The organism is Micromonospora sp. CPCC 205561 (assembly GCF_036906775.1).
In the GTDB taxonomy this organism is placed as follows: domain Bacteria; phylum Actinomycetota; class Actinomycetes; order Mycobacteriales; family Micromonosporaceae; genus Micromonospora.
The window spans coordinates 19,515-40,001 of the sequence record NZ_JBAKHV010000041.1; the positions used below are offsets into that span (position 1 = coordinate 19,515).

Annotated in this window: 16 protein-coding genes; 6 read left to right on the forward strand and 10 right to left on the reverse strand. The window is 73.1% G+C overall.

The genetic code is table 11. From position 1 onward, the window contains the following. Positions 1–110: 110 nt before the first annotated feature. The 5 genes from V6V16_RS20425 to V6V16_RS20445 form a co-directional block, all read right to left on the reverse strand. A complete protein-coding gene (locus V6V16_RS20425; RefSeq protein ID WP_334564367.1) occupies positions 111–1,856 on the reverse strand; it encodes a pectate lyase family protein in 1,746 nt (581 codons plus the stop codon). 206 nt (positions 1,857–2,062) lie between these two features. Further along, entirely contained in the window at positions 2,063–3,652 is a 1,590-nt protein-coding gene (locus tag V6V16_RS20430) for an MDR family MFS transporter (RefSeq protein WP_334564369.1), read from the reverse strand. Positions 3,653–3,716: 64 nt separating this feature from the next. Beyond that, entirely contained in the window at positions 3,717–4,337 is a 621-nt protein-coding gene (locus V6V16_RS20435) for an acyl-CoA-like ligand-binding transcription factor (protein WP_334564371.1), read from the reverse strand. 115 nt (positions 4,338–4,452) lie between these two features. Beyond that, on the reverse strand, positions 4,453–7,077 hold the full coding sequence (locus V6V16_RS20440) for a discoidin domain-containing protein (RefSeq protein ID WP_334564373.1): 2,625 nt from the start codon (positions 7,075–7,077) through the stop codon (positions 4,453–4,455). Between the two features lie 175 nt (positions 7,078–7,252). Next, positions 7,253–8,494: an ROK family transcriptional regulator gene (locus tag V6V16_RS20445; protein WP_334564375.1), complete on the reverse strand. Its 1,242-nt coding sequence runs from the start codon at positions 8,492–8,494 to the stop codon at positions 7,253–7,255. A 220-nt stretch (positions 8,495–8,714) separates the two neighbouring features. On the opposite strand from V6V16_RS20445, the gene V6V16_RS20450 reads away from it, so the two are divergent. The 4 genes from V6V16_RS20450 (at position 8,715) to V6V16_RS20465 (ending at position 13,309) form a co-directional block, all read left to right on the forward strand. Then, positions 8,715–10,013: an ABC transporter substrate-binding protein gene (locus tag V6V16_RS20450; RefSeq protein WP_334564377.1), complete on the forward strand. Its 1,299-nt coding sequence runs from the start codon at positions 8,715–8,717 to the stop codon at positions 10,011–10,013. Between the two features lie 66 nt (positions 10,014–10,079). After that, positions 10,080–11,063 (forward strand): carbohydrate ABC transporter permease, encoded by a 984-nt coding sequence (locus tag V6V16_RS20455; RefSeq protein WP_334564379.1) that lies wholly within the window; start codon positions 10,080–10,082, stop codon positions 11,061–11,063. Continuing rightward, complete coding sequence (locus V6V16_RS20460; protein WP_334564381.1) at positions 11,056–11,895, forward strand: carbohydrate ABC transporter permease; 840 nt, start codon at positions 11,056–11,058, stop codon at positions 11,893–11,895. Before V6V16_RS20455 ends, V6V16_RS20460 begins: the two co-directional genes overlap by 8 nt. A gap of 4 nt (positions 11,896–11,899) precedes the next feature. Further along, the gene (locus V6V16_RS20465) at positions 11,900–13,309 is read left to right on the forward strand and encodes a GH1 family beta-glucosidase (RefSeq protein ID WP_442934118.1); all 1,410 of its coding nucleotides are present in this window, start codon (positions 11,900–11,902) and stop codon (positions 13,307–13,309) included. Between the two features lie 77 nt (positions 13,310–13,386). Here V6V16_RS20465 and V6V16_RS20470 read toward each other — a convergent pair whose 3' ends face one another. Further along, positions 13,387–13,680, reverse strand: a complete 294-nt coding sequence (locus V6V16_RS20470; protein WP_334564384.1) for a hypothetical protein — start codon at positions 13,678–13,680, stop codon at positions 13,387–13,389. Continuing rightward, entirely contained in the window at positions 13,674–13,994 is a 321-nt protein-coding gene (locus tag V6V16_RS20475) for a hypothetical protein (protein WP_334564385.1), read from the reverse strand. The genes V6V16_RS20470 and V6V16_RS20475 overlap by 7 nt, the downstream gene beginning before the upstream one ends. Positions 13,995–14,117: 123 nt before the next feature. On the opposite strand from V6V16_RS20475, the gene V6V16_RS20480 reads away from it, so the two are divergent. Further along, entirely contained in the window at positions 14,118–15,047 is a 930-nt protein-coding gene (locus V6V16_RS20480) for a diacylglycerol/lipid kinase family protein (protein WP_334564386.1), read from the forward strand. 17 nt (positions 15,048–15,064) lie between these two features. Here the strand turns inward: V6V16_RS20480 and V6V16_RS20485 are convergent, their stop codons facing one another. Beyond that, positions 15,065–16,240, reverse strand: a complete 1,176-nt coding sequence (locus V6V16_RS20485; RefSeq protein WP_334564388.1) for a trans-sulfuration enzyme family protein — start codon at positions 16,238–16,240, stop codon at positions 15,065–15,067. 295 nt (positions 16,241–16,535) lie between these two features. Here V6V16_RS20485 and V6V16_RS20490 point away from each other — a divergent pair, with 295 nt between their 5' ends. After that, positions 16,536–18,146: an RICIN domain-containing protein gene (locus tag V6V16_RS20490; RefSeq protein ID WP_334564390.1), complete on the forward strand. Its 1,611-nt coding sequence runs from the start codon at positions 16,536–16,538 to the stop codon at positions 18,144–18,146. Positions 18,147–18,283: 137 nt separating this feature from the next. Here the strand turns inward: V6V16_RS20490 and V6V16_RS20495 are convergent, their stop codons facing one another. Together V6V16_RS20495 and V6V16_RS20500 are read right to left on the reverse strand one after the other, a co-directional pair. Next, positions 18,284–19,087 (reverse strand): SGNH/GDSL hydrolase family protein, encoded by an 804-nt coding sequence (locus V6V16_RS20495; protein ID WP_334564391.1) that lies wholly within the window; start codon positions 19,085–19,087, stop codon positions 18,284–18,286. A gap of 211 nt (positions 19,088–19,298) precedes the next feature. Beyond that, positions 19,299–20,477 carry a class I SAM-dependent methyltransferase gene (locus V6V16_RS20500; RefSeq protein WP_334564392.1) on the reverse strand — a complete coding sequence of 393 codons (1,179 nt, stop codon included), beginning with the start codon at positions 20,475–20,477 and terminating at the stop codon, positions 19,299–19,301. Positions 20,478–20,487 lie beyond the last annotated feature (10 nt).

Below are 20,487 nucleotides of genomic sequence, written 5' to 3' on the forward strand. Positions count from 1 at the left end.
CCGGGAAGCCGGGGGCACCCGACCGGGCCGGCGGCGGGGGCGGGAGGCGCCTGCTCGCCCCCGCCGCCGGCCGGTTCAGTCCGGGGCGCCCGCGCCGGCCGGCGACAGCGTCACGGAAGCTGCTCCGCGCCGCCCGTCCCGGCGCCGGCGGCGGGCGGGGTGGCCGAGGCGGAGCCGGCCGTGTACGCGTACGTGGGCCGGGCGACGGTGTTGTCGATGCGCAGCCAGTCGTCCATGGTCTTGCCGGAGTCGTTCGCCCGGGTGATGGTGGCCCTGTCGTAGAAGTTCGTGCCCGTCCAGGTCAGCCGGGTGTCGCCGTAGTCCTCGGTGATCGTCTTGGCGCTCTTCACGTGGTTGGTCTCGGCGTAGACCTGGCCGCCGACGCCGAGGCCGATGAAGTAGTCGTCGACCTCCACGAAGTTGCCGAACAGGTGGGCGTAGCCGAACCGCACCCGGGGGTGGCGGGTGTTGGAGCCGTCGAACCAGTTGTGGTGGTAGGTCGCGCGCAGGTAGCCGGTGTCCTGGGCGCCGTTGCTGTCGCTGTGGCCCAGCAGCATCGACTTGTCGGTGCCGACGAACCGGTTGTACGACACGGTGACCAGGTCGGAGCCCCGCTTGACGTCCACCGAGCCGTCCGCCGAGGGGTGGAAGGTGTTGTGGTCGATCCACACGTGGTGCGAGTAGCACTGCACGTTGATCGAGTCGTCCGGTGCGGCGCGGAACGTGAGGTTACGGATGATCACGTTCTGGACGTGGGTGAAGAGCCCCCGCTCGGCCGGGTCGCAGAGGTCCCCGCCCCAGGCCACCTCGTCCGGGCCCCAGCCGTTGACGTCCAGGCCGAAGCCGCTGATCGTGGCGGTGGAGCCGACCCCGATGATCGTCTTGTTGGAGCCGACGTCCAGCATGGCCGCACCGGCTCCGGTGATCGTGCCGGAGACACGGACGATGCGCGGGGCGTCGTCGGCGACGGCGGCGGCCAGTTGCGCGTAGGTGCCGACGGTCACCGTCGGGCCGCCCGCCCCGCCGTTCGTGCCGGTCCGGCCGTGGCCGGCCATGGTGGCGAAGCCCTGTAGGCCGGGCGCGCTGCCGCCCGGCGGGGGCGTGGTCGGCGGAGGCGTGCTGGGCGGCGGCGTCGTCGGCGGCGCGGTGGTGGGGGGTGCGGTGGTGGGTGGCGCGGGGGTGGGTGCTGCGGTGGTGGGTGGCGCGGTCGTCGGCGGCGGGGTCCCCCCGGTGGTCACCACCACGTCGTCGAAGGACGCCGAGGAGTACGCGGTCTGCAGGCCGACGCGGCCGGCGGCGGGCCCCGAGGTCGACCGGGAGGCGAACTGCGTGCCGTCGACCGACGCGCTGACCACGGAGCCGCTGGCGGTGATCGACAGTTGGTACCAGGTGCCGTTGCCGATGGCGCGGGCCGAGCTGCCCAACACGGTCACGGAGCTGCCGTTGACCGCCTGCAGCTCGACCCGGCCCGGCAGCAGGGCCAGCCGGTGGAAGGTGGTGGACCCGGAGGCGCGGGCGAGCAGCCCGACGAAGCCGTTGGCGCCCAGGCTCACCGGCTTGACCCGGGCCTGGACGGTGTAGTCGGCGAGGGTAATCGGGCCGTTGAAGAGCCGGGCGTTCTCGCTGGAGGCGCTGGACTGCCGCGCCACCTGGGATCCGTCGGTCACCACCGACCAGCTGCCGCCCGACTTGGACCAGCCCGCGATGCCGCCGTCCTCGAAGTCGGCGGAGAAGGCGGTGGCGGCGCCGGCCGCCGGCGAGAGGACGAGGCTGGCGGCGGTGATCACGGCGACCGCGCCGCCGACGAGGGGCCACCTCTTCCGGTGCGACGGACGTGGGGGGTCCGGCCTTTCCATGACTGACCTCCTGGGGTGGTGGGGGCGATGCGATGCTGGAAAGCGCTTTCCCGAGCGACCGTAACGCGCCGTTCATCAGCTGTCAATCAACGACGTCGATGCCACAGGGAGGCGGTCCGGCCCTCGGGGGCACCCGTGCGGACGGCCACCGGCACACGAGAGGGCGGCCCGGCAGAAGACCGGGCCGCCCTCTCGAACGGGTTCGTTCAGTGCGCGCCGGGCACGGCGGCGGCCGCCTCCTCGCGGGCGAGCCGCTCGGTGCCGCTCAGGGTGTGCAGCGGCTTCTCCCGGATGAACAGCACCACGACCACGGCCAGCAGCGCGATCGGCGCGCCGATGAGGAAGAGCTCCGCGGTGGCGGTGCCGTAGACCTCCTGGATCACCCGGAGCACCGGCTCGGGCAGGGCGGAGAGGTCGGGCACCTCCGTGGAGCCCCCGCCGGTCGCCCCGCCGGCCAGCGGGCCGAGCTTCTCGGCGCTCAGCGTCGCCACCCGGTTGGCCAGCACGGCGCCGAGCGCGCTGACGCCGATCGTCCCGCCCATGCTGCGGAAGAAGGTGAGGGTGGAGGTGGCGGCGCCGAGTTCCTGCGCGGGCACGTCGTTCTGCGCGGCCAGCACCAGGTTCTGCATCAGCATGCCGACGCCGACACCCAGCACCGCCATGTAGATCCCGAGCAGCAGCATGCTGGTGCTCGCGTCGATGGTGGCCAGCAGCAGCATGCCCGCCGTCATCACCACCGCGCCGGCGACCAGGTAGCGCTTCCAGCGGCCGTACTTCGTGATCAGCTGACCGGCGACGGTCGACGAGACCAGCAGGCCGAAAATCATCGGCAGGCTCATCATGCCGGCCATCGTCGGCGACTTGCCCAGCGAGATCTGGAAGTACTGGGACAGGAACACGGTGCCGCCGAACATGGCCACGCCGACCAGCACGCTGGCGACGGTGGTCAGCGAGACCGTCCGGTTGCGGAAGATGCGCAGCGGCACGATCGGCTCCTCCGCGCGGGACTCGACCCAGACGGCCAGCGCCAGCAGGACGAGGCCGCCACCGACCATCAGCGCCGTCCAGCCCGACGCCCAGGCGAACTTGTTGCCGGCCAGCGACGACCAGATCAGCAGGGTGCAGACGCCGGAGGTGATGAGCAGCGCGCCCAGCCAGTCGATGCGCACCTTGCGGCGGGTCACCGGCAGGTGCAGGGTGCGCTGGAGCAGGACGATGGAGAGCAGGCTGAACGGGACGCCGATCAGGAAGCACCACCGCCAGCCCAGCCACGAGGTGTCCACCAGCACGCCACCGATCAGCGGGCCGGCGATCGTGCCGACGCCGAAGACGGCGCCGAAGATGCCGGCGTAGCGGCCCAGCTCGCGGGGCGGGATCATGGCCGCCATCACGATGGTGGCCAGGGCCGTCATGCCGCCCGCGCCGATGCCCTGCACGACCCGGCTGACCAGCAGCACCTCGACGTTCGGGGTGAGCCCGGCGATGAGCGAGCCGGCCACGAAGAGGCCGAGGGAGAGCTGGATCAGCAGCTTCTTGCTGTAGAGGTCGGCCATCTTGCCCCACAGCGGCACGGTCGCCGTCATGGCCAGCAGTTCGGTGGTGACGATCCACGTGTAGACGGTCTGGGTGCCGTCCAGGTCGGCGATGATGCGCGGCAGCGCGTTCGCCACGACCGTGGAGGCGAGGATCGACACGAACATGCCGACCATCAGGCCGGAGAGTGCCTGGAGCACCTCGCGGCGGGACATGCGGCCGGCGCCGACCTCTGAGGTCTTGGCGGGCACGGTGGCGGTCATTGACCTTCCTTACCGGGTACGGATTTCTCGGCCTTCCGGGCACCTTCCCGGAAGGGTCTGCGGGTCAGGGCCGGTCCGGTTCGGGCAGCCCCGCGGCGATGGCGGCGAACGCCTCGTCGACGAGGTCGGGCAGGTCCGGCCGGTCCGGATGGGCGGCCCACCGGGTCATCGCGTTGCGCAGCACCGCGCCCGTCACGGCGGTGACCAGCGCCGGGTAGGCGTGGCCGGGATCGACGCCGACCCGCGCCGCGACGACCTCGACGATGGCCCGCTCCGCCTCGGTGTTGCCCGCCAGCAGGCGGGGCAGCAGCGCGGGGTTGCGCGTCACCACGTCCATCCGCAGGCACCACAGCTCGGGCTCGGCGCGGATCTCGTCGATCACCTCGTCGAACGCGGTGCGCAGCGCGGCCAGCACCGGCACCTCGGGCGGCACGGCGGCCAGTCGGGCGACCAGGCGCGCCGCGTGGCCCGCCTGGTCGCCGACGAGCGCGTCGTCCTTGCAGCTGAAGTAGTTGAAGAAGGTACGCGGGGAGACGTCGACCGCCTCGCTGATCTCCTCCACCGTCACCTGGGCCAGGCCGCGCTCGGCCACCAGGCGCAGGGCCGCCTCGGTGAGCGCGGCCCGGGTCTGGCGCTTCTTGCGGTCGCGGCGCCCGGGGCCCGGTCCGGTCGCGGTGGGGGTCACCCGGGGACCCTACAAGCGATCTTGCAGCATCTGCAATCTTTTATTGCGCGTAGTGACGCGGAACATCCGCCGGGCCCGGCCGGGAGATCCCGGCCGGGCCCGTGTCCGGTACGGATCAGGGATAGTTCGTCAGGTACACCTGCTGGTTGGCCGCGTTCGCGGTGCCGCCGGTGCCGTTGACCACCCGGTTGATGGTGCCCACGCCGCCGAGGGAGACGGTGACCATGTTGGTGAACCGGACGTTCGGGTTGGTCGGCGCCTCGATGGCCCGCTCGGCGACGACGGACGGGTCGACGTTGAAGTAGCAGTAGCTGCCCATCCCCCACGCCTGGTGACTGGTCACCCCGTCGGCCACCTTGTACGCCGCATAGCCGCGGGTCGCCCCGTTCATCCAGGCGGCCTGGTTCGGCGGGTCGTAGGGCATCTCGTTCTGGTAGAAGTACGTGCGGCCCCCGTTTCCGTTCCAGACCGTCTGGTACCGCTGGTAATGCTCGACGAAGAGGCCGTACATGGTCACGTCGTCGCCGTTGACCGTGAGACCGGTGTCGGCGGTGTTCACCGCCCAGCCGACCCCGTCGCCGTGGTCGGCGCGCCAGAGCCACATGTGGTCACCGATCACGTTGTCGCTGTTGACGGTCAGCGTGTTGGTCGCCCGGCCGACGCCCGGCCCGCCGATGCGGAAGAAGACGTCGTGCAGCGAGGTCGGGTTGGCCGCGTGGTTCGCCGCCGAGCCGGTCGGGCCGACCTCCATCAGCACCGGCGAGTTGACCTGACCGGCCTCGAACATGATGCCGGCCACCTTCACGCCGTCCACGTCGGCGACCCGCATCGCCACGGTGCCGTTGTCGGCCTGGATGGTCGCCAGCCCGAGGCCGAGGACCACGGTGTCGGGGCGGTCCACCCGGATCGGCTCGGTGACCCGGTGCACGCCCGGGGTGAAGAGCAGGTGCCGGCCCTGGGCGAGCGCCGCGTTGATGGTGGCCGCGCTGGTGCCCGGCCGGACGACGTAGAACTGGCTGAGCGAGATGGAGGAGCCGGCCGGGGTCTTGCCGTACCAGCTGGTGCCGGTCGAGTTCGTGCGCAGCGCCGGCACGAAGACCCGGTACTCGCCGGTGCCGTCGACGTAGAGGAAGGGCTTCTCGCGCACCTGGGGGGTCTGCGGGATGACGGTGTGCGAGGGGTTGGGGAAGTGCGGCGGCGGGGCCCCGGTGACACCCTGGAAGACCATGTTCCACACCGAGCCGGTCCAGCCGTTGCCGAACTCGCTGTTGCGCGAGTACCACTGCTGCTGCGAGCCGGAGACGACCAGGCCGTCGATGCGGGTGTCGGCCATCAGCCCGCCGCTGGACCAGCCGTCGCCGCCGTTCCAGAGCTGGATCTGGTTCTGCGCGCCGCGCAGGTGCATCCGTCGGTACGGCGCGGCCTGCGAGACCGCCCAGCGTTCCACGCTCACGCCGGGCGGCAGGGTCACCGAGAGGTTCTCGGCGGCCCGCCAGAAGTTCTGCGTGGCGTTGCCGCCCATCCAGAACGCCTCCACCCGGACGTGCCCGTTGAGGTTCACGTCGTCGGGGCTCATGCCGAGGCCCGCGACCTGGGTGAAGAAGCCGAGGTTGACGTCGGCGGTGTAGGTGCCGGGCTTGAACAGCACCGCGTAGCGCTCGGGGCCGAACTGGTTGCGCTCCTGCTGCGTGAAGATCGTGTTCAGCCGGTTCTGGATGGTGGCGGTCGGGGTGGAGGGGTCGAAGACGAAGGTGTTCGGCCCGAGGTTCGGGTTGCGCGGGTCGGTCGGCTCCACCGGCGTCACGTCGCCGCCGGTCACGTTGACGGCCAGCTCCCAGAGCGAGTAGCCGTGGGTGGTGGCCCGTGCCGTGCCGTACACCCGCAGGTAGCGGCCGCTGCCGGAGACGGCGAGCGACTGGGTGCCGCCGGTGCCGGTGGCGGTGCTGTACACGGTGGTCCAGGAGCTGCCGTCGGCCGAGGTCTGCACCTGGAACGCCCGCGCGTGGGCGGCCTCCCAGGTCAGCACCACGCGGCAGACGGAGCGGACGGAGCCCAGGTCGACCCGCAGCCACTGGGGGTCGGCGGCGGTGCTGGCCCAGCGGGTGCCGGGGTTGCCGTCGACCGCCGCCGAGGCCGGCAGGCCGGCGCTCTCCACCGACGACGCCGTGGCCGGGCGACCCTGCGCGACGTTCGTTTCGCCGCAGGTCGGCGCGGTGCCGCCGGTCTCGCCGTAGACCTGGAACTCCCAGAGGGAGTAGCCGTAGCCGGTGCCGCGCGCGGTGCCGTACATCCGCACGTAGCGACCGGCGCCCGCGACGTTCACCGTCTGGGTGCCGCCGGTGCCGGCGGTGGTGCTGTGCACGGTCGTCCAGGTCGCGCCGTCGTCGGAGGTCTGGATCTGGAAGGCCCGGCCGTAGGCGCCCTCCCAGGCCAGGGTCACCTGGCTGAGGGTGGCCCGGGTGCCGAGGTCGACCTGGATCCACTGCGGGTCACTGAAGACGCTGGCCCAGCGGGTGCCGGGGTTGCCGTCGACCGCGGCTGCCGCGGGGGTGCCGGCGTTCTCGGTGGACGAGGCGGTCGCGGGTCGACCCTGGGAGAGCAGGGTCGGCGCGGCCTGCGCCGGGGGCGCGCCGGCGGGGGTGAGCGCCGCGACCAGCAGCAGCGCGAGCGCGCCGAGCAGTCGCCGGGCCGGGCGTCGCCGCCGGGGCACCGGGCGTACGGATTTAGCACGAGATGTCATGACTTCGCCTGTCGGTAGGGGGTGACTGACCTCGGGCGTGACGGGGTGACGGAAGGACCGCGGCGCCGGGTTGATGCCGCCGGGGATCGGTGCCGCAGCCGGGGAGAGCGCTCCCCGTCAGAGTGTTGCGGCGCGGTTGCGCGGCCGTCAAGGCATCGATAAATAACGCTGTTATTTATCCGCTAAGTTCGATTTGCTCGACTATCCGGCGGTTGGTTGTCGAGCGGACCCCGCCCGCCGCGAGCAGCCGACCGATCGGCAGGGTCGCCGCGCCGAGCGCCACCGCGTCGACGCCCAGCACGCAGAGCTCGATCGACGCCTGCCCGTACGGCTGCCGCAGCGCCTGCCGGCCGGCGGCCTCCCGGACCGCCGGCAGCAGGTCGCCCAGCGCCATCCCGGCCCAGCCCCCGAGCACGACCCGCTCCGGGTTGAACAGGTTGATCAGGTTGGCCACCCCGGCGCCGAGGTACCCGGCCGTCTCGTCCAGCACGCGCCGGGCGGCGGCCGAGGTCCCGGCCGCGTCGACGAGCGCGGCGAGCTGGGACTCCTCGTCCTCGCCCGGGACCGGGTGGCCGCCGCGGGCCTCCCGGTAGCGGTCGATGACGGCCTCCGCCCCGACGTACGCCTCCAGGCAGCCGCTGGCCCCGCACCGGCAGGGGCGCCCGCCGTAGACCAGAGTGGTGTGCCCCCACTCCCCCGCGCTGCTGGAGGCGCCCCGGTAGGTGGCCCCGTTGGTCACCACGGCGGCGCCGATCCCGGAGCCGACCAGCGCGAAGACCGCGTGCCGGGAGCCCCGGCCGGCGCCGAACCACATCTCCGCCTGGCCGAGCGTCTTGGCCCCGTTGTCGATGTGCAGCGGCAGGTCCGTGCCGGCCGCGATCAGCCGCTCCAGCGGCACCCGGTCCCAGCCGAGCGACTGGGCGTGCACCACCGCCTCGCGGCCCTGCTCGACCACGCCGGAGACGCCGATGCCGACGCCGAGCACCTGGGTGGCGGCCACCCCGGCCCGGGCGGTGACCGCCTCGATGCCGGCCAGCACGTGTCCGGCCACCACGGCCGGCTCGGTCCGGCGCGGATCTAGCGGGTAGGCGACGCTGGCCAGCTGGGTCATCGCGAAGTCGAAGAGCTCCACCCGGACCCGGGTCTCCCCCACGTCCACCCCCACCACGAAGGCGAAGCGCGGGGCCACCCGCAGCATCATGCTGGGCCGGCCGCCGTCGGACTCCGCGGCGCCGGCCTCCACGACCAGCCCCTCGTCGATGAGGTCACCGACCACGTTGCTGACCGCCGGCTGGCTGAGCCCCGTGCTGCGCACCAGGTCCTGCCGGGTGAGGGGGCCGTCGAGGAAGAGCTTCGTCAGCAGGGCGGACCGGTTGCGCAGCCGGACGCCCCGGTTGGTCGCGCGCGCCAGCTCCACTCGCCACCTCGATCCCCTCGGCCGCCCGGAGCGACTCTACGACCCCGTGCTTGACGGCCCTCCGGCCAACCACTTTAATGACCACATTCATTAAGACGTAATGAAACTCCGGGAACGCCGGCCCCGCCGACGCGTCCCGCCCACCGTCCGCCGAGCCCCGTCACCCCCCGCGCCACGACGGGCGCCGGCGACCCCACCACTTGCAACGGAAGGGCTGACCGTGTCGAGACGACACCTCGGGATGTTCGCGGTGGCCGTGCTGGCCGCCGCCACGCTCACCGCCTGCGGCGACTCCGGCGGCGACCCCGGCACCGCCGCGAAGACCCTCACCTACTGGGCCAGCAACCAGGGCGCCAGCCTGGAGGCGGACAAGCAGACCCTCCAGCCGGAGCTGGACAAGTTCGAGCAGCAGACCGGCATCAAGGTCAACGTCGAGGTGGTGCCCTGGTCGGACCTGCTCAACCGGCTGCTCACCGCCGCCACCTCCGGCCAGGGCCCGGACGTGGTCAACATCGGCAACACCTGGTCGGCGTCCCTGCAGGCCACCGGCGCGTTGGTCGAGTTCGACGACGCCACCCTCGGCAAGGTCGGCGGGAAGGACCGGTTCGTGCCCGCAGCGCTCGCCGCCGCCGGCGCGCCCGGCAAGCCGCCCGCGGCGGTGCCGCTCTACAGCCTCGCCTACGCCCTCTACTACAACAAGAAGGCGTTCGCCGACGCCGGCGTCACCAGCGCGCCCACCACCTGGGAGCAGGTGGCCGAGGTCGGCCGGAAGCTGACCGGCGGCGGCCGGTGGGGCCTCGCGGTCGAGGGGGCCAACCCGTCGGAGAACGCCCACCACGCGTTCACCTTCAGCCAGCAGTACGGCGGCGAGTGGTTCGACTCCGCCGGAAAGCCCACCTTCGACACCGCGCAGAACGTCGCCGCCGTCAAGCGGTACGTCGACCTGATGGCCGTCGACAGGATCGTCAACCCGAGCAACGCCGAGTACGCGCAGAACCAGTCGGTCTCCGACTTCGCCAACGGCAAGGCGGCGATGCTGCTCTGGCAGGCCGCCGGGTCGAACCTGAAGTCGCAGAACATGGCCCCCGACGCGTACGGGGTCGCGCCGGTGCCGTTCCCGGCCGTACCGCCGGCCGGCGGCAAGAAGGTCAACAGCATGGTCGCCGGAATCAACCTCGCGGTGTTCAAGCACACCAAAAACCGCGACGCCGCGCTGGAGTTCGTCAAGTTCATGACCAGCGACGCCGAGCAGGTGACGCTGAACAAGACGTACGGTTCCCTGCCGGCCGTCACCACGGTGGCCGGTGACCCGGCGTTCGCCGCGCCGGAGCAGAAGGTGCTCCAGCAGACCCTCGCCGGCACCGCCGCGCCGCTGCCGCAGGTGCCCGACGAGAGCACCTTCGAGACGCTCGTCGGCACCGCCATCAAGGAACTCTTCGCCGACGCCGCCAGCGGCAGGCCGGTCACCGAGGAGAGCGTCCGGCAGAAGCTGACCCGGGCCCAGCAGCAGATGCGCTGACCCGCCGGACCGGTGGCCGTGGGAGGGACGCCGACCCTCCCACGGCCACCCAGCGAGAGGACCCCGATGGCCACCACCACGACCTCCCGGGACGTCGCCGCGCCCGACCGACCGGCCCGCCGGGCGGCCCCGGCGGGCCGGTCGACCGGCCGCCGCCGGCCCCTGCTGCCGTACCTCCTGCTCGCCCCGGCCGTCGTGCTGGAGCTGGCGATCCACGTGGTCCCGATGCTGGTCGGGGCGTGGATGAGTCTGCGGGAGCTGACCCAGTTCCACATCCGCGACTGGTCCACCGCGCCCTTCGTGGGCACGGAGAACTACCGGGTCGTGCTCGACGTGGACTCGGCCGTCGGGGCCGGGCTGCTCCGCTCGTTCGGGGTGACCGTCGCGTACACGGTGGCCTCGGTGGGGCTCTCCTGGGTGCTCGGCACCACCGCCGCCGTGCTGCTGCAACGCCCCTTCCGGGGCCGGGGCGTGCTGCGCGCGCTCTTCCTGACCCCGTACGCGCTGCCCGTCTACACCGCCGTGATCACCTGGAGCTTCCTGTTCCAGCGCGACACCGGTCTGGTCAACCACGTGCTGGTCGACCAGCTGCACCTGCTCGACGACCGGCCGTTCTGGCTGATCGGGGAGAACAGCTTCGGCGCGCTGCTGATCGTCTCGATCTGGCGGTCCTGGCCGTTCGCCTTCCTGTGCGTGATGGCCGGCCTGCAGAACATCCCGGGCGAGCTGTACGAGGCCGCCGCGATGGACGGCGCCGGGTTCTGGCGGCGGCTGCGCGCGGTGACGCTGCCGATGCTGCGCCCGGTCAACCTGGTCCTGCTGCTGGTGCTCTTCCTCTGGACCTTCAACGACTTCAACACCCCGTACGTGCTCTTCGGCGGCTCCGCGCCCGAGCAGGCGAACCTGATCTCCCTGCACATCTACCGCAGCTCCTTCAAGACCTGGGACTTCGGCGCGGGCTCGGCGATGTCCGTGGTGCTGCTGCTGTTCCTGCTCCTGGTCACGGCCGGGTACCTGCTGATCACCAACCGCCGGAGGAACGATGCGTGAGACCGCCGCCGAGCGCTGGGCCCGCCGGATCGTGCTGACCCTGCTCACGCTCTTCGTGCTCGTCCCGCTCTACGTCATGCTCAGCTCGGCGCTCAAGCCGTTGCAGGACGTGCAGAACGCGTTCACCTGGTGGCCCCGGCGGCCGACCGCGCAGGCCTTCGTGGACATGTGGTCGACCGTGCCGCTCGGCCGCTACCTGGTCAACAGCCTGGTCGTGTCGACGGTGGCGGCGGTCTTCTCGGTCACCGTGGCGATCTTCGCGGCGTACGCGGTCAGCCGGTACCGGTTCCGGGGGCGCGGCCTGTTCTCGGTCACCGTGCTCTCCACCCAGATGTTCCCCGGCATCCTCTTCCTGCTGCCGCTCTTCCTCATCTACGTCAACCTCGGCAACGCCACCGGCGTGCAGCTGTACGCCAGCCGCACCGGCCTGATCATCACCTACCTGACGTTCTCCCTGCCGTTCTCGATCTGGATGCTGGTCGGCTACTTCGACTCGATCCCCCGCGACCTCGACGAGGCGGCGCAGGTCGACGGCGCCGGCCCGCTGCGCACGCTGTTCCGGGTGATCCTGCCCGCGGCGGTGCCGGGCGTCGTCGCGGTCGCCGTGTACGCCTTCATGACCGCCTGGGGCGAGGTGCTCTTCGCCTCGGTGATGACCGACGAGGGCAGCCGCACCCTCGCCGTCGGGCTGCAGGGCTACTCCACCCAGTTCAACGTCTACTGGAACCAGGTGATGGCCGCGTCGCTGGTGGTCAGCGTCCCGGTGGTGGCCGGCTTCCTGGCGTTGCAGCGCTACTTCGTCGCCGGCCTGACCGCCGGCGCGGTCAAGTAAGGCCATGTCGGCCGCACACCAAGAGGAGAGCCCGCCCGTGCCGGACCTGTCCACCCTGCCGCCCGACTTCCTCTGGGGGGTCGCCACCTCCGCCTACCAGATCGAGGGGGCCGTGCGCGCCGACGGCCGCACGCCGTCCATCTGGGACACCTTCTGCCAGGTGCCGGGCGCCATCGACAACGGCGACACCGGCGAGGTGGCCTGTGACCACTACCGGCGGTGGCCGCAGGACGTGGCGCTGATGCGGCGCCTCGGGGTCGACGCGTACCGGTTCTCGGTCGCCTGGCCCCGGGTGCTGCCCGAGGGGACCGGGCGGGTCAACCCGGCCGGCCTCGACTTCTACGACCGGCTGGTCGACGCGTTGCTGGCGGCCGGGATCCGGCCGTTCGTGACGCTCTACCACTGGGACCTGCCGCAGGCGCTTCAGGAGCGGGGCGGCTGGCCGGAGCGGGCCACCGCGGAGGCCTTCGCCGACTACGCCGCCGTCGTGGCCGGCCGCCTCGGCGACCGCGTCGCCGACTGGACCACCGTCAACGAGCCGCTCTGCGTCGCCTGGATCGGGCACCTGGAGGGGCGGATGGCCCCCGGCGAGCGGGACCTGACCAGGGCGGTGCGCGCCTCGCACCACGTCCTGCTCGGGCACGGGCTGGCCACCCGGGCGATCCGGGCCGCCGCCGTCCGGCCCGCCGCCGTCGGCGCGGTGCTCAACCTCAGCCCCTGCGAGCCGGCCAGCGACCGGCCGGAGGACGTGGCCGCCGCGCGGCGGATGGACGGACACGTCAACCGGTGGTGGCTCGACCCGCTGCACGGGCGCGGCTACCCCGCCGACATGGTCGCCACTTACGGCGTCGAGCCGCCCGTGCGGGGCGACGACCTGGCGGTGATCGCCACGCCCACCGACTTCCTCGGCGTGAACTACTACTTCCGCCAGGTGGTGGCCGACGACCCGACGGGGCCGCCGCCGTACGCCCGGCAGGTCCCGGTGCCCGGCTCGGTCTGCACCGCCATGGGCTGGGAGGCGTACCCGGCCGGGCTGGAACAGCTGCTGGTCGCGGTGAGCGAGGAGTACGCCCCGGCGCGGCTGGTCGTCACCGAGAGCGGCTCGGCGTGGCACGACGAGATCGCTGCGGACGGCACCGTCGCGGACCGGGAACGGACCGACCACCTGGAGCGACACCTGGCGGCCTGCGTGGCGGCGGTCGACCGGGGCGTGCCGCTGGGCGGCTATTTCGCCTGGTCGCTGCTCGACAACTTCGAGTGGGCGTACGGCTACGACAAGCGCTTCGGCCTGGTGCACGTCGACTATTCCACCCAGCGGCGGACGGTCAAGGCGAGCGGTCTGCGCTACGCCGAACTGATCCGCGCCCACCAGCGGCTCGCCGGGTCGAGCGACGCCGTCGAGGTGAGCCGATGACGGGCTGACGGGGCCCGGGAGACCCCGGGTGCCGCCGCCGGGCGGCACCCGGGGACCCGCCCGTCACCACGGCGCGGTCAGCAGAACCAGCCGTCCTGGACCCAGCCGCGCCGGTTGACGTGCCCGTAGGCGAAGCCGTAGACGTAGCCGCCGCTGCGTGGCCCCTCGACGAGGAACGTCTGGCCGCGGTAGAGGGTGCCCATCCACGCGCCGACCGGGGCGGTGCGGACGAAGAGGTCCTGGGAGCACACCTCCTCGCGCTGCCCGATCGTCCCGTTCGCCGCGTGCCCGGGCGCCGGGCTCAGCGCCAGCGCGAGGCAGCCGGCCGTCACCGACGCGCCGAGCCGGCGCGCGACCCTCCCGCTCACCATGAGTCGTAACCTCCGATGCACTCGATCCGCACGTAACCCCAGTCGTTGGGACCGAAGTCGAAGGTGGCGGCCCAGCCGTTGTAGACCGGGTGCGCACCGGGCGTGTGGCCGATCTTGTTGCCGGGTCCCAGCGTGCGCTTGAACCCGCGCGGGCCGCTCGCGGAGTCGTAGTTGGCGTAGAAGCTGGCGCTCTGGCAGACGATCACGGCGTGCCGGGGCACGACCGGGTCGGCCTGCGCGGCCGTGCCGCCCAGTGCCAGCAGGGCCGCGCCCACCGTCAGGACGCCGGCCGCTCGGGTCAGCTGTGCTCGCATCCGCACCTCCGAAGGGAAGACCTCACTTCTGTCGCACCCTACCCGTTACCTCGACGTCCTTCTATGCGAGCGGCCGCGCCCGTCGTCGAGTCGGAGCCGGCGGTGCCGATAGGGTCGGGGCCCATGCGGACGAAGCAGGAACTGGGCGAGGCCATCCGGCGCGAGCGCAGGGCCGTCCTCGTCGTCAACGCCCGCTCCCGCCGGGGCCGGCAGCTGCACGAACACGCCCGGGCGCGGCTGGCCGCGGCCGGGCTCCGGCTGCTCGCCGACCATCCCGTCGACCGGCCCGGCCAACTCGAACACGCCCTCGCCGCCGCCGTCGAACTCGGGCCCGACCTGCTGGTGGCCGCCGGCGGGGACGGCACCCTCAGCGCCGCCGCGCGACTGCTCGCCCACCGCGACATGGCGCTCGGCCTGCTGCCGCTGGGCACCACCAACAACTTCGCCCGCACCGTCGGCGTGCCGCTCGACCTCGACGGGGCGGTCGAGGTGCTGACCGGCGGCACGGTGATCGACGTCGACCTCGGCCTCGCCGGCGGCGTGCCGTTCACCAACCACGTCGGCATCGGCCTCTCGGCCGACATCATGCTCCGCACCCCGCCGCGACTGAAGCGGGTCATCGGCCGGCTCGCCTACCCGCTCACCGCGCTGGCCCTGCTGGCCCGGCACCGTCCGCTGCGGGTGACCGTCCGCGCCGGGGACGCCCGGCACGAGTTCGTCACCCACCAGGTGTACGTGGCCAACGGGGGCTTCCACGCCGGCCGCCCGATCGCCGCCGACGCCGACGCCGACGACCGGCTGCTGGTCGCGTACCCGGTCGGCGGCGCCAGCCGCCGCGCACTGGTCCGGGAGACCGCCCGCAACGCGGCTACCGGGCACCGCCGCTCCCTGGCCGACGAGCCGTTCCTCGCGGTCGGGGAACTGTGGCTGGAGACCGACCGGCCCGCGCGCGTCGAGGTCGACGGCGAGCCGTGCGGCCGTACGCCGATCCGGATCGGCCTGGCCGCCAACGCGCTGCGCGTGATGGCGCCGGCCGGGACCCCGGACCGCTGACGGCGCGGCCGGCCGCGCTACCGCGCGCGCTCGGCCGCGTCGAGGGCCGCCAGGAAGTCGGCGACGAGGTCCTCGGTGTCCTCGATGCCGGTGGAGACCCGGACGAGGCCCGCGCCGATGCCGGTGGCGGCCAACTGCTCGGCGTCCACGATCCCGGCCCACATCGAGCGCGGGTGCACCACCAGGGTGCTGACGCTGCCCAGGCTGGCCGCCCGCTTGGCCAGCCGGAGCCCGTCCAGCAGCCCCGCTGCCGCCCGCCCGTCGCGCAGTTCCACGCCGAGCACCCCGCCGGAGCCGGTCATCTGCCGGGCGGCCAGCTCGTACTGGGGGTGCGTGGGCAGCCCCGGGTAGCGCACCCGACGCACGGCCGGATGGCCATCCAGGGCGCGCGCCAGGGCCAGCGCGTTGGCGTTGTGCCGCTCCACCCGCAGCGACAGGGTCCGGATGCCGCGCAGCAGCAGCCAGGCGTCGATCGGGCCGAGCGTGCTGCCGGTGACGATCGCGGTCTGCCAGACCCGGTCGACCAGGGCGGCGGGGCCGACGATCACCCCGGCGGAGACGTCGGAGTGCCCGCCGAGGTACTTCGTCCCGCTGTGCCACACCAGGTCGGCGCCGAAGTCCGCCGGCCGCTGGTTGACCGGCGTGGCGAAGGTGTTGTCCACCGCGACCAGCGCGTCGTTGGCGTGCGCCAGCTCCACCACGGCGGCCAGGTCGGTCAGTTCGAGCAGGGGGTTGCTCGGCGTCTCCACCAGGACCAGCCGGGTCCGCGGGCGCAGTGCCCGGGCGAAGGCGTCGGGGTCGGTCTGGTCCACCTGGGTGAAGGCCACCCCGAACCGGGCCAGCAGGCCGGTGACCAGGGACGTCGTGCCGCCGTACGTGCTGCGCTGCACGACGACGTGGTCCCCGGCGGCGAGCAGGGCCAGGGCGATCGTGCTGATCGCGCCCATCCCGGAGGCGGTGACCAGGCCCGCCTCGACGCCCTCCAGCTCGGCGACCACGGCGGCGACCTGCGCGTGGTTCGGGTTGCCGTAGCGGGTGTAGAAGGCCTCGCCGCGGGTCTCGGTGGCCACGGCGGCGAACCGCTCGTCCGACTCGGCGCTGAAGGTGGCACTCTGCACGATCGGCGGCGACACCGCCCCGCCCGGGTGCAGGCCGTCGTCGCCGTGGACAGCGGTCGTACCGAAGCCGGTCACGGGTTCTCCTCACGTGGTGGCGCCGCCCGGGCGGGGCGACGGGACGGGACGCGGCCACCGGGGGGTTCGGGCGGCGGGCATCCGCGGCGCGGGACGGCGTCGCCCGCGGCTGCCGGGCCGGCGTCGGCGACGACCCGCCGTCGGGAGCGTACCGGGTGCGGCGACCTGCGCGGCCCGGTACTTCACGGCACCACGGGAAAGCGCTTGCCATTCACTTGTCTCGATGCATTTGGTCGCCGGGCGGCCCCGGCCCGCCCCGCGCGGCCCTTCCGCCCGGCTAATCCGAAGGAGCCCGATGACACTCCCCTACCCCGGCAGACACCCCGGCCGCCGCCTCGGCCTGGCGGCCACGGCCGTGCTGGCACTCCTCGGCGCCGGCGCGGCCGTCGGTCCGCGGCCGGCCGCGGCGGCCACCGTCGACCCCGGCGCCAACTACGTCCTCGTCAACCGGCACAGCGGCAAGGCCATGGACCTGTGGGGCTGGTCCACGGCCGACGGCGCGCCCGTCAACCAGTACGCCCGCAACGACCTGGCCGTGCAGCAGTGGCGCTTCGTCGACGTGGGCGGCGGCTACCACCAGATCCGCTCCGTGCACAGCGGCAAGGTGCTGGAGCTGCCGAACGCCGACGACGGCGTCCAGCTCGTGCAGAACGGCGCCGTCGGCGGCAACACCCGGCAGCACTTCCGGCTCGCCGACTCCGACGGCGGCCACGTCCGTCTCGTCAACCGGCACTCGAACAAGGCGCTGGACGTGTGGCAGTGGTCGACCGCCGACGGCGCGATGATCTCCCAGTACCAGGACCTCGGCGGCGCCAACCAGCAGTGGCGCCTGGTCAGCCTCGGCTCCGGCGGTGGCGGCTGCGGCAGCGGCGCGTTCCACGCCGAGGCGGTGCTCAGCGGCGGCACCTGGACCGCCCGCAACGGCGCCACCACGGTCCACACCGGCGGCGACCTGCGCGCCGCCGTGCAGGCCGCCGTGAACAGCCTGGGCGCCGGGCGGACCAGCAAGCAGCGCGTCGTCGTCCGCGGCTCCGGCTCGATGAGCGCCGGCTCGCGGATCTCCCTGCCCAGCTACACCGCGATCGACGTGTGCGGCACCATCAACGTCACCGGCTCGGGCAGCGGCGACCAGGCGCCGATCTACTCCCGTGGCACCAGCCACGTCGAGGTCGGGCACCTCACCGTCACCGGCACCCCGCTCTACGGGATCTTCCTGCGCAACGTCACGGACGTCGTCCTCGGCCGGATCGACATGCGGCTCGGCGGTGGGCTGGGGATCCGGATCGACAACCGCGGGGACACCAGCCAGTGGAGCCGCGACGTCCGCATCGACAACGCGTACGTCTCCGGCGCCAGCTCGCACGCCGTCGAGACGTACGGTGTGGACGGGCTGACCGTCGGCACCGTCACGGCGCGCGACGTGGGCGAGTCGGGCCTGCTGCTCAACCAGACCATCAACGCCACGGTCGGCACCGTGGACGCCGAGAACGCCGGCGCCGGCACCGGGTACGCCGCGTTCCGGATGGCCAACCGCAACGGGCGCGTCGGCTCCGGCTACCCGACCAACGTGCGGGTGGGCACCGTGCGGGCGCGCGGCGGCGGCCGGGGGATCTTCTGCGTCTCCGAGTCCGGCGGCGCCGCCATCGACCGGGTGGACATCGCCGACACCGGCAACAACGCGATCCTGATCGAGAACTGCCAGGGGGTGCAGATCGCGGCCGGCGGCGGCACGATCAGCGGCGGCGGCGAGGTGCGGCTCGCCGAGCGCGCCGAGTTCCCCGGCAACCGCGACATCACGCTGCGCAACTTCACCCTGGTGAACAGCCGGATCGTGGAGAACCCCTGCGCGGAGAACCTGACCATCACCAACGTCGTCCTGAACAACTCCACGGTCAGCCGCTGCTGACCGGTACCCCTACGGCGACGCGCCGCCGCCCGGGCGGCCCCGCCCCGCAGGGGGTGGGCGGGGCCGCCCGGGCGCCGTGGTCAGTCCGCGGCGGAGCGGTCAGTCCGCGGCGGAGCGGTCAGTCCGCGGCGGAGCGGTCAGTCCGCGGCGGAGCGGAAGACCGGGTAGTAGCCGCCGGCCTGGCCGGCCGCGGTGGGGTGGTAGGAGACGCCGAGGGTGGCGAAGTTGAGCGCGTGCAGCCACTTCTCGCCGTAGCTGCACAGCTGGTGCCCGACGAACTGCGCCCGCACGTCGGCGAAGGTGAAGCCGGCGGCGACGGCGGCGCTGCGGGTGATGTCGTCCACCAGGTTGATGCCCTCGTTGATCTTCGCGCGCGAGGTGGCGCTCAACCCGACGCAGACGGTGCCGAGCTGGTAGAAGACCGGGTAGCCGACGACCACGACCCGGGCGTTGGGGGCCCGGTTCTTGATTCCGTTGTAGACGTTGCGCAGCAGGCCGGGGAGCTGGGTGCGGGCCTTGTCCTGCGCGGCCTGCACGGCGGCCACGCACTGGGTGGTCCCCTGCAGCACGCAGGTGGACATGATGCTGGCGAACCCGACGTCGTTGCCGCCGATGGTGACGCTCACCAGGCTGGTGGTGGAGCTCAGCGCCGAGAGCTGGGTGTTGATCAGGCTGGTGGTGGTGGCGCCGGAGCAGGCGACCGAGCGGTACGACGCGGGCTTGACGTTGGCGGCGTACAACGCCGGGTAGGCGTTCGTGCTGCGCTGACAGGAACCGCTCTCGCTGGTGTAGCTGCCGGCGCCCACGCCGGAGGCGTACGAGTCGCCGAGCGCCACGTAGCGGTCGGCGGGCGCGGCCTGGGCGGGCGCGGCCAGGGTGAGGCTGGCGCCGAGAGCCGTGGCCAGGCTCAGGGCGAGGGAAACGAGACGGGTCTTCCGCACGTCGCACTCCGGGGGTTGAGGGATCGAGTGCGAGATTGATATCACTAAATATCTACGAGCGAAAGATCTTGCCGGGGAAGTTAGGGGTGCCGGCAACGACTTACCGGTTCCGTACCGGGTGCGCCCGGCGGCAGGGGTTGCGCGCCCCGGACCGGAGCCTCGACCCGTACCCGGCGGGGACGGGCGTGGCCCCGGTCCGGGGCGTCGGGGGTCAGCGCGCCGGCCCGGTCCCGCCGGGGGCCGTCGCCGTGAACACGGTCTGCACCTGCTCGCCGTCGGCCAGCCCCGGCACGCCGTACGCCCGCACGTCGACGAAGCCGGCCGCGCGCAGGGCGGCCCGCCAGCCGGGCACGTCCAGCAGCGGGGACGACTCGACGCGCGGCTCGTCCTCCGCGTGCCGCCACCAGCCCTCGGCCAGCCCGAAGGTAAGCGTGTTGTAGTCGAGTCGGCTGGTCATCTCGTTGACCACCAGCACGCCGCCGGGCTTGAGCAGCGCGTGGCAGTGCCGCAGCGCGCCGGAGATCCGCAGGGTGGCGTGCAGGACGTTGCTGGCCAGGACCACGTCCATCGAGCCCGGCTCGATGCCCTGCTCCCCGGGCGCGCCCTCGACGTTGTACCGGGCGAAGTCGACGTGCGGCCGGGTGGCGCCGAAGCCCTGCCGGCCCAGCCGCAGGAAGGCCGGGCCCACGTCGGTGTAGAAGTACCGCAGCCGCTCCGCCCGCTCGGCCAGGGCGTCCAGCACCGGGCCCGTGGTGGCGCCGGTGCCCGCCCCCACCTCCAGCACCTGGGCGTAGGAGCGGGGGTAGCGCCGGAGGAACCCCAGCACGTGCTCGCGCACCCGGTCCGCGCAGAGCCGGTTGTGGAAGTCGAGCTGGACGTTGTCCCGGTAGATCGCGGCGACCAGGTCGGCCGAGCCGCCCGGGAAGAGCACGTCGTTCGCCGGGCGCTCGCCCCGCACCACCTCGATCAGCTGCGTCTGGCAGGCGACCAGCAGCGGCACGTACCCGGCCGCCTCCGGGTGCTCCCGCCGCAGCGCCGTCGCCGCGGCGTCCACCGCGGCGTCCCCGGCCAGCCCCGCCGCCCCCGACACCCGCTCCGTCACGGCGAGCCGGTCGCCGTGCCGGCGCAGGAGGTCGGCGCGCTCCAGCATGTCCAGCAGGGCCTCGCCGAGCCGCTGGTACCCGGGCGAGACCGCGAGCCGGGCCAGGAGCTCGTCGCGGCCGGCGGCGGCCCCGGGAGCCGGCAGGACGTCCGCGGCGGCCAGCCGGGCGGCCAGCAGCCGGTGACCGAGGTTCGTCACCGCCTCGAAGGAGGTCCGGAAGCGCGCGTAGCGTTCCTGGTCCAGTTCCACGAGCGGCGACGGCGTCGCCTCGACGTCCAGTTCGGTCACGGTGTGCCCT

Bases quoted from the DNA above. Each gene is read 5' to 3' on its own strand.
- V6V16_RS20475 (WP_334564385.1), bottom strand. From the start codon at position 13,994: ATGCGAGCACAGCTGACCCGAGCGGCCGGCGTCCTGACGGTGGGCGCG.
- V6V16_RS20460 (WP_334564381.1), top strand. From the start codon at position 11,056: ATGCGTGAGACCGCCGCCGAGCGCTGGGCCCGCCGGATCGTGCTGACC.
- V6V16_RS20455 (WP_334564379.1), top strand. From the start codon at position 10,080: ATGGCCACCACCACGACCTCCCGGGACGTCGCCGCGCCCGACCGACCG.
- V6V16_RS20490 (WP_334564390.1), top strand. From the start codon at position 16,536: ATGACACTCCCCTACCCCGGCAGACACCCCGGCCGCCGCCTCGGCCTG.
- V6V16_RS20425 (WP_334564367.1), bottom strand. From the start codon at position 1,856: ATGGAAAGGCCGGACCCCCCACGTCCGTCGCACCGGAAGAGGTGGCCC.
- V6V16_RS20470 (WP_334564384.1), bottom strand. From the start codon at position 13,680: ATGGTGAGCGGGAGGGTCGCGCGCCGGCTCGGCGCGTCGGTGACGGCC.
- V6V16_RS20480 (WP_334564386.1), top strand. From the start codon at position 14,118: ATGCGGACGAAGCAGGAACTGGGCGAGGCCATCCGGCGCGAGCGCAGG.
- V6V16_RS20430 (WP_334564369.1), bottom strand. From the start codon at position 3,652: ATGACCGCCACCGTGCCCGCCAAGACCTCAGAGGTCGGCGCCGGCCGC.
- V6V16_RS20440 (WP_334564373.1), bottom strand. From the start codon at position 7,077: ATGACATCTCGTGCTAAATCCGTACGCCCGGTGCCCCGGCGGCGACGC.
- V6V16_RS20465 (WP_442934118.1), top strand. From the start codon at position 11,900: ATGTCGGCCGCACACCAAGAGGAGAGCCCGCCCGTGCCGGACCTGTCC.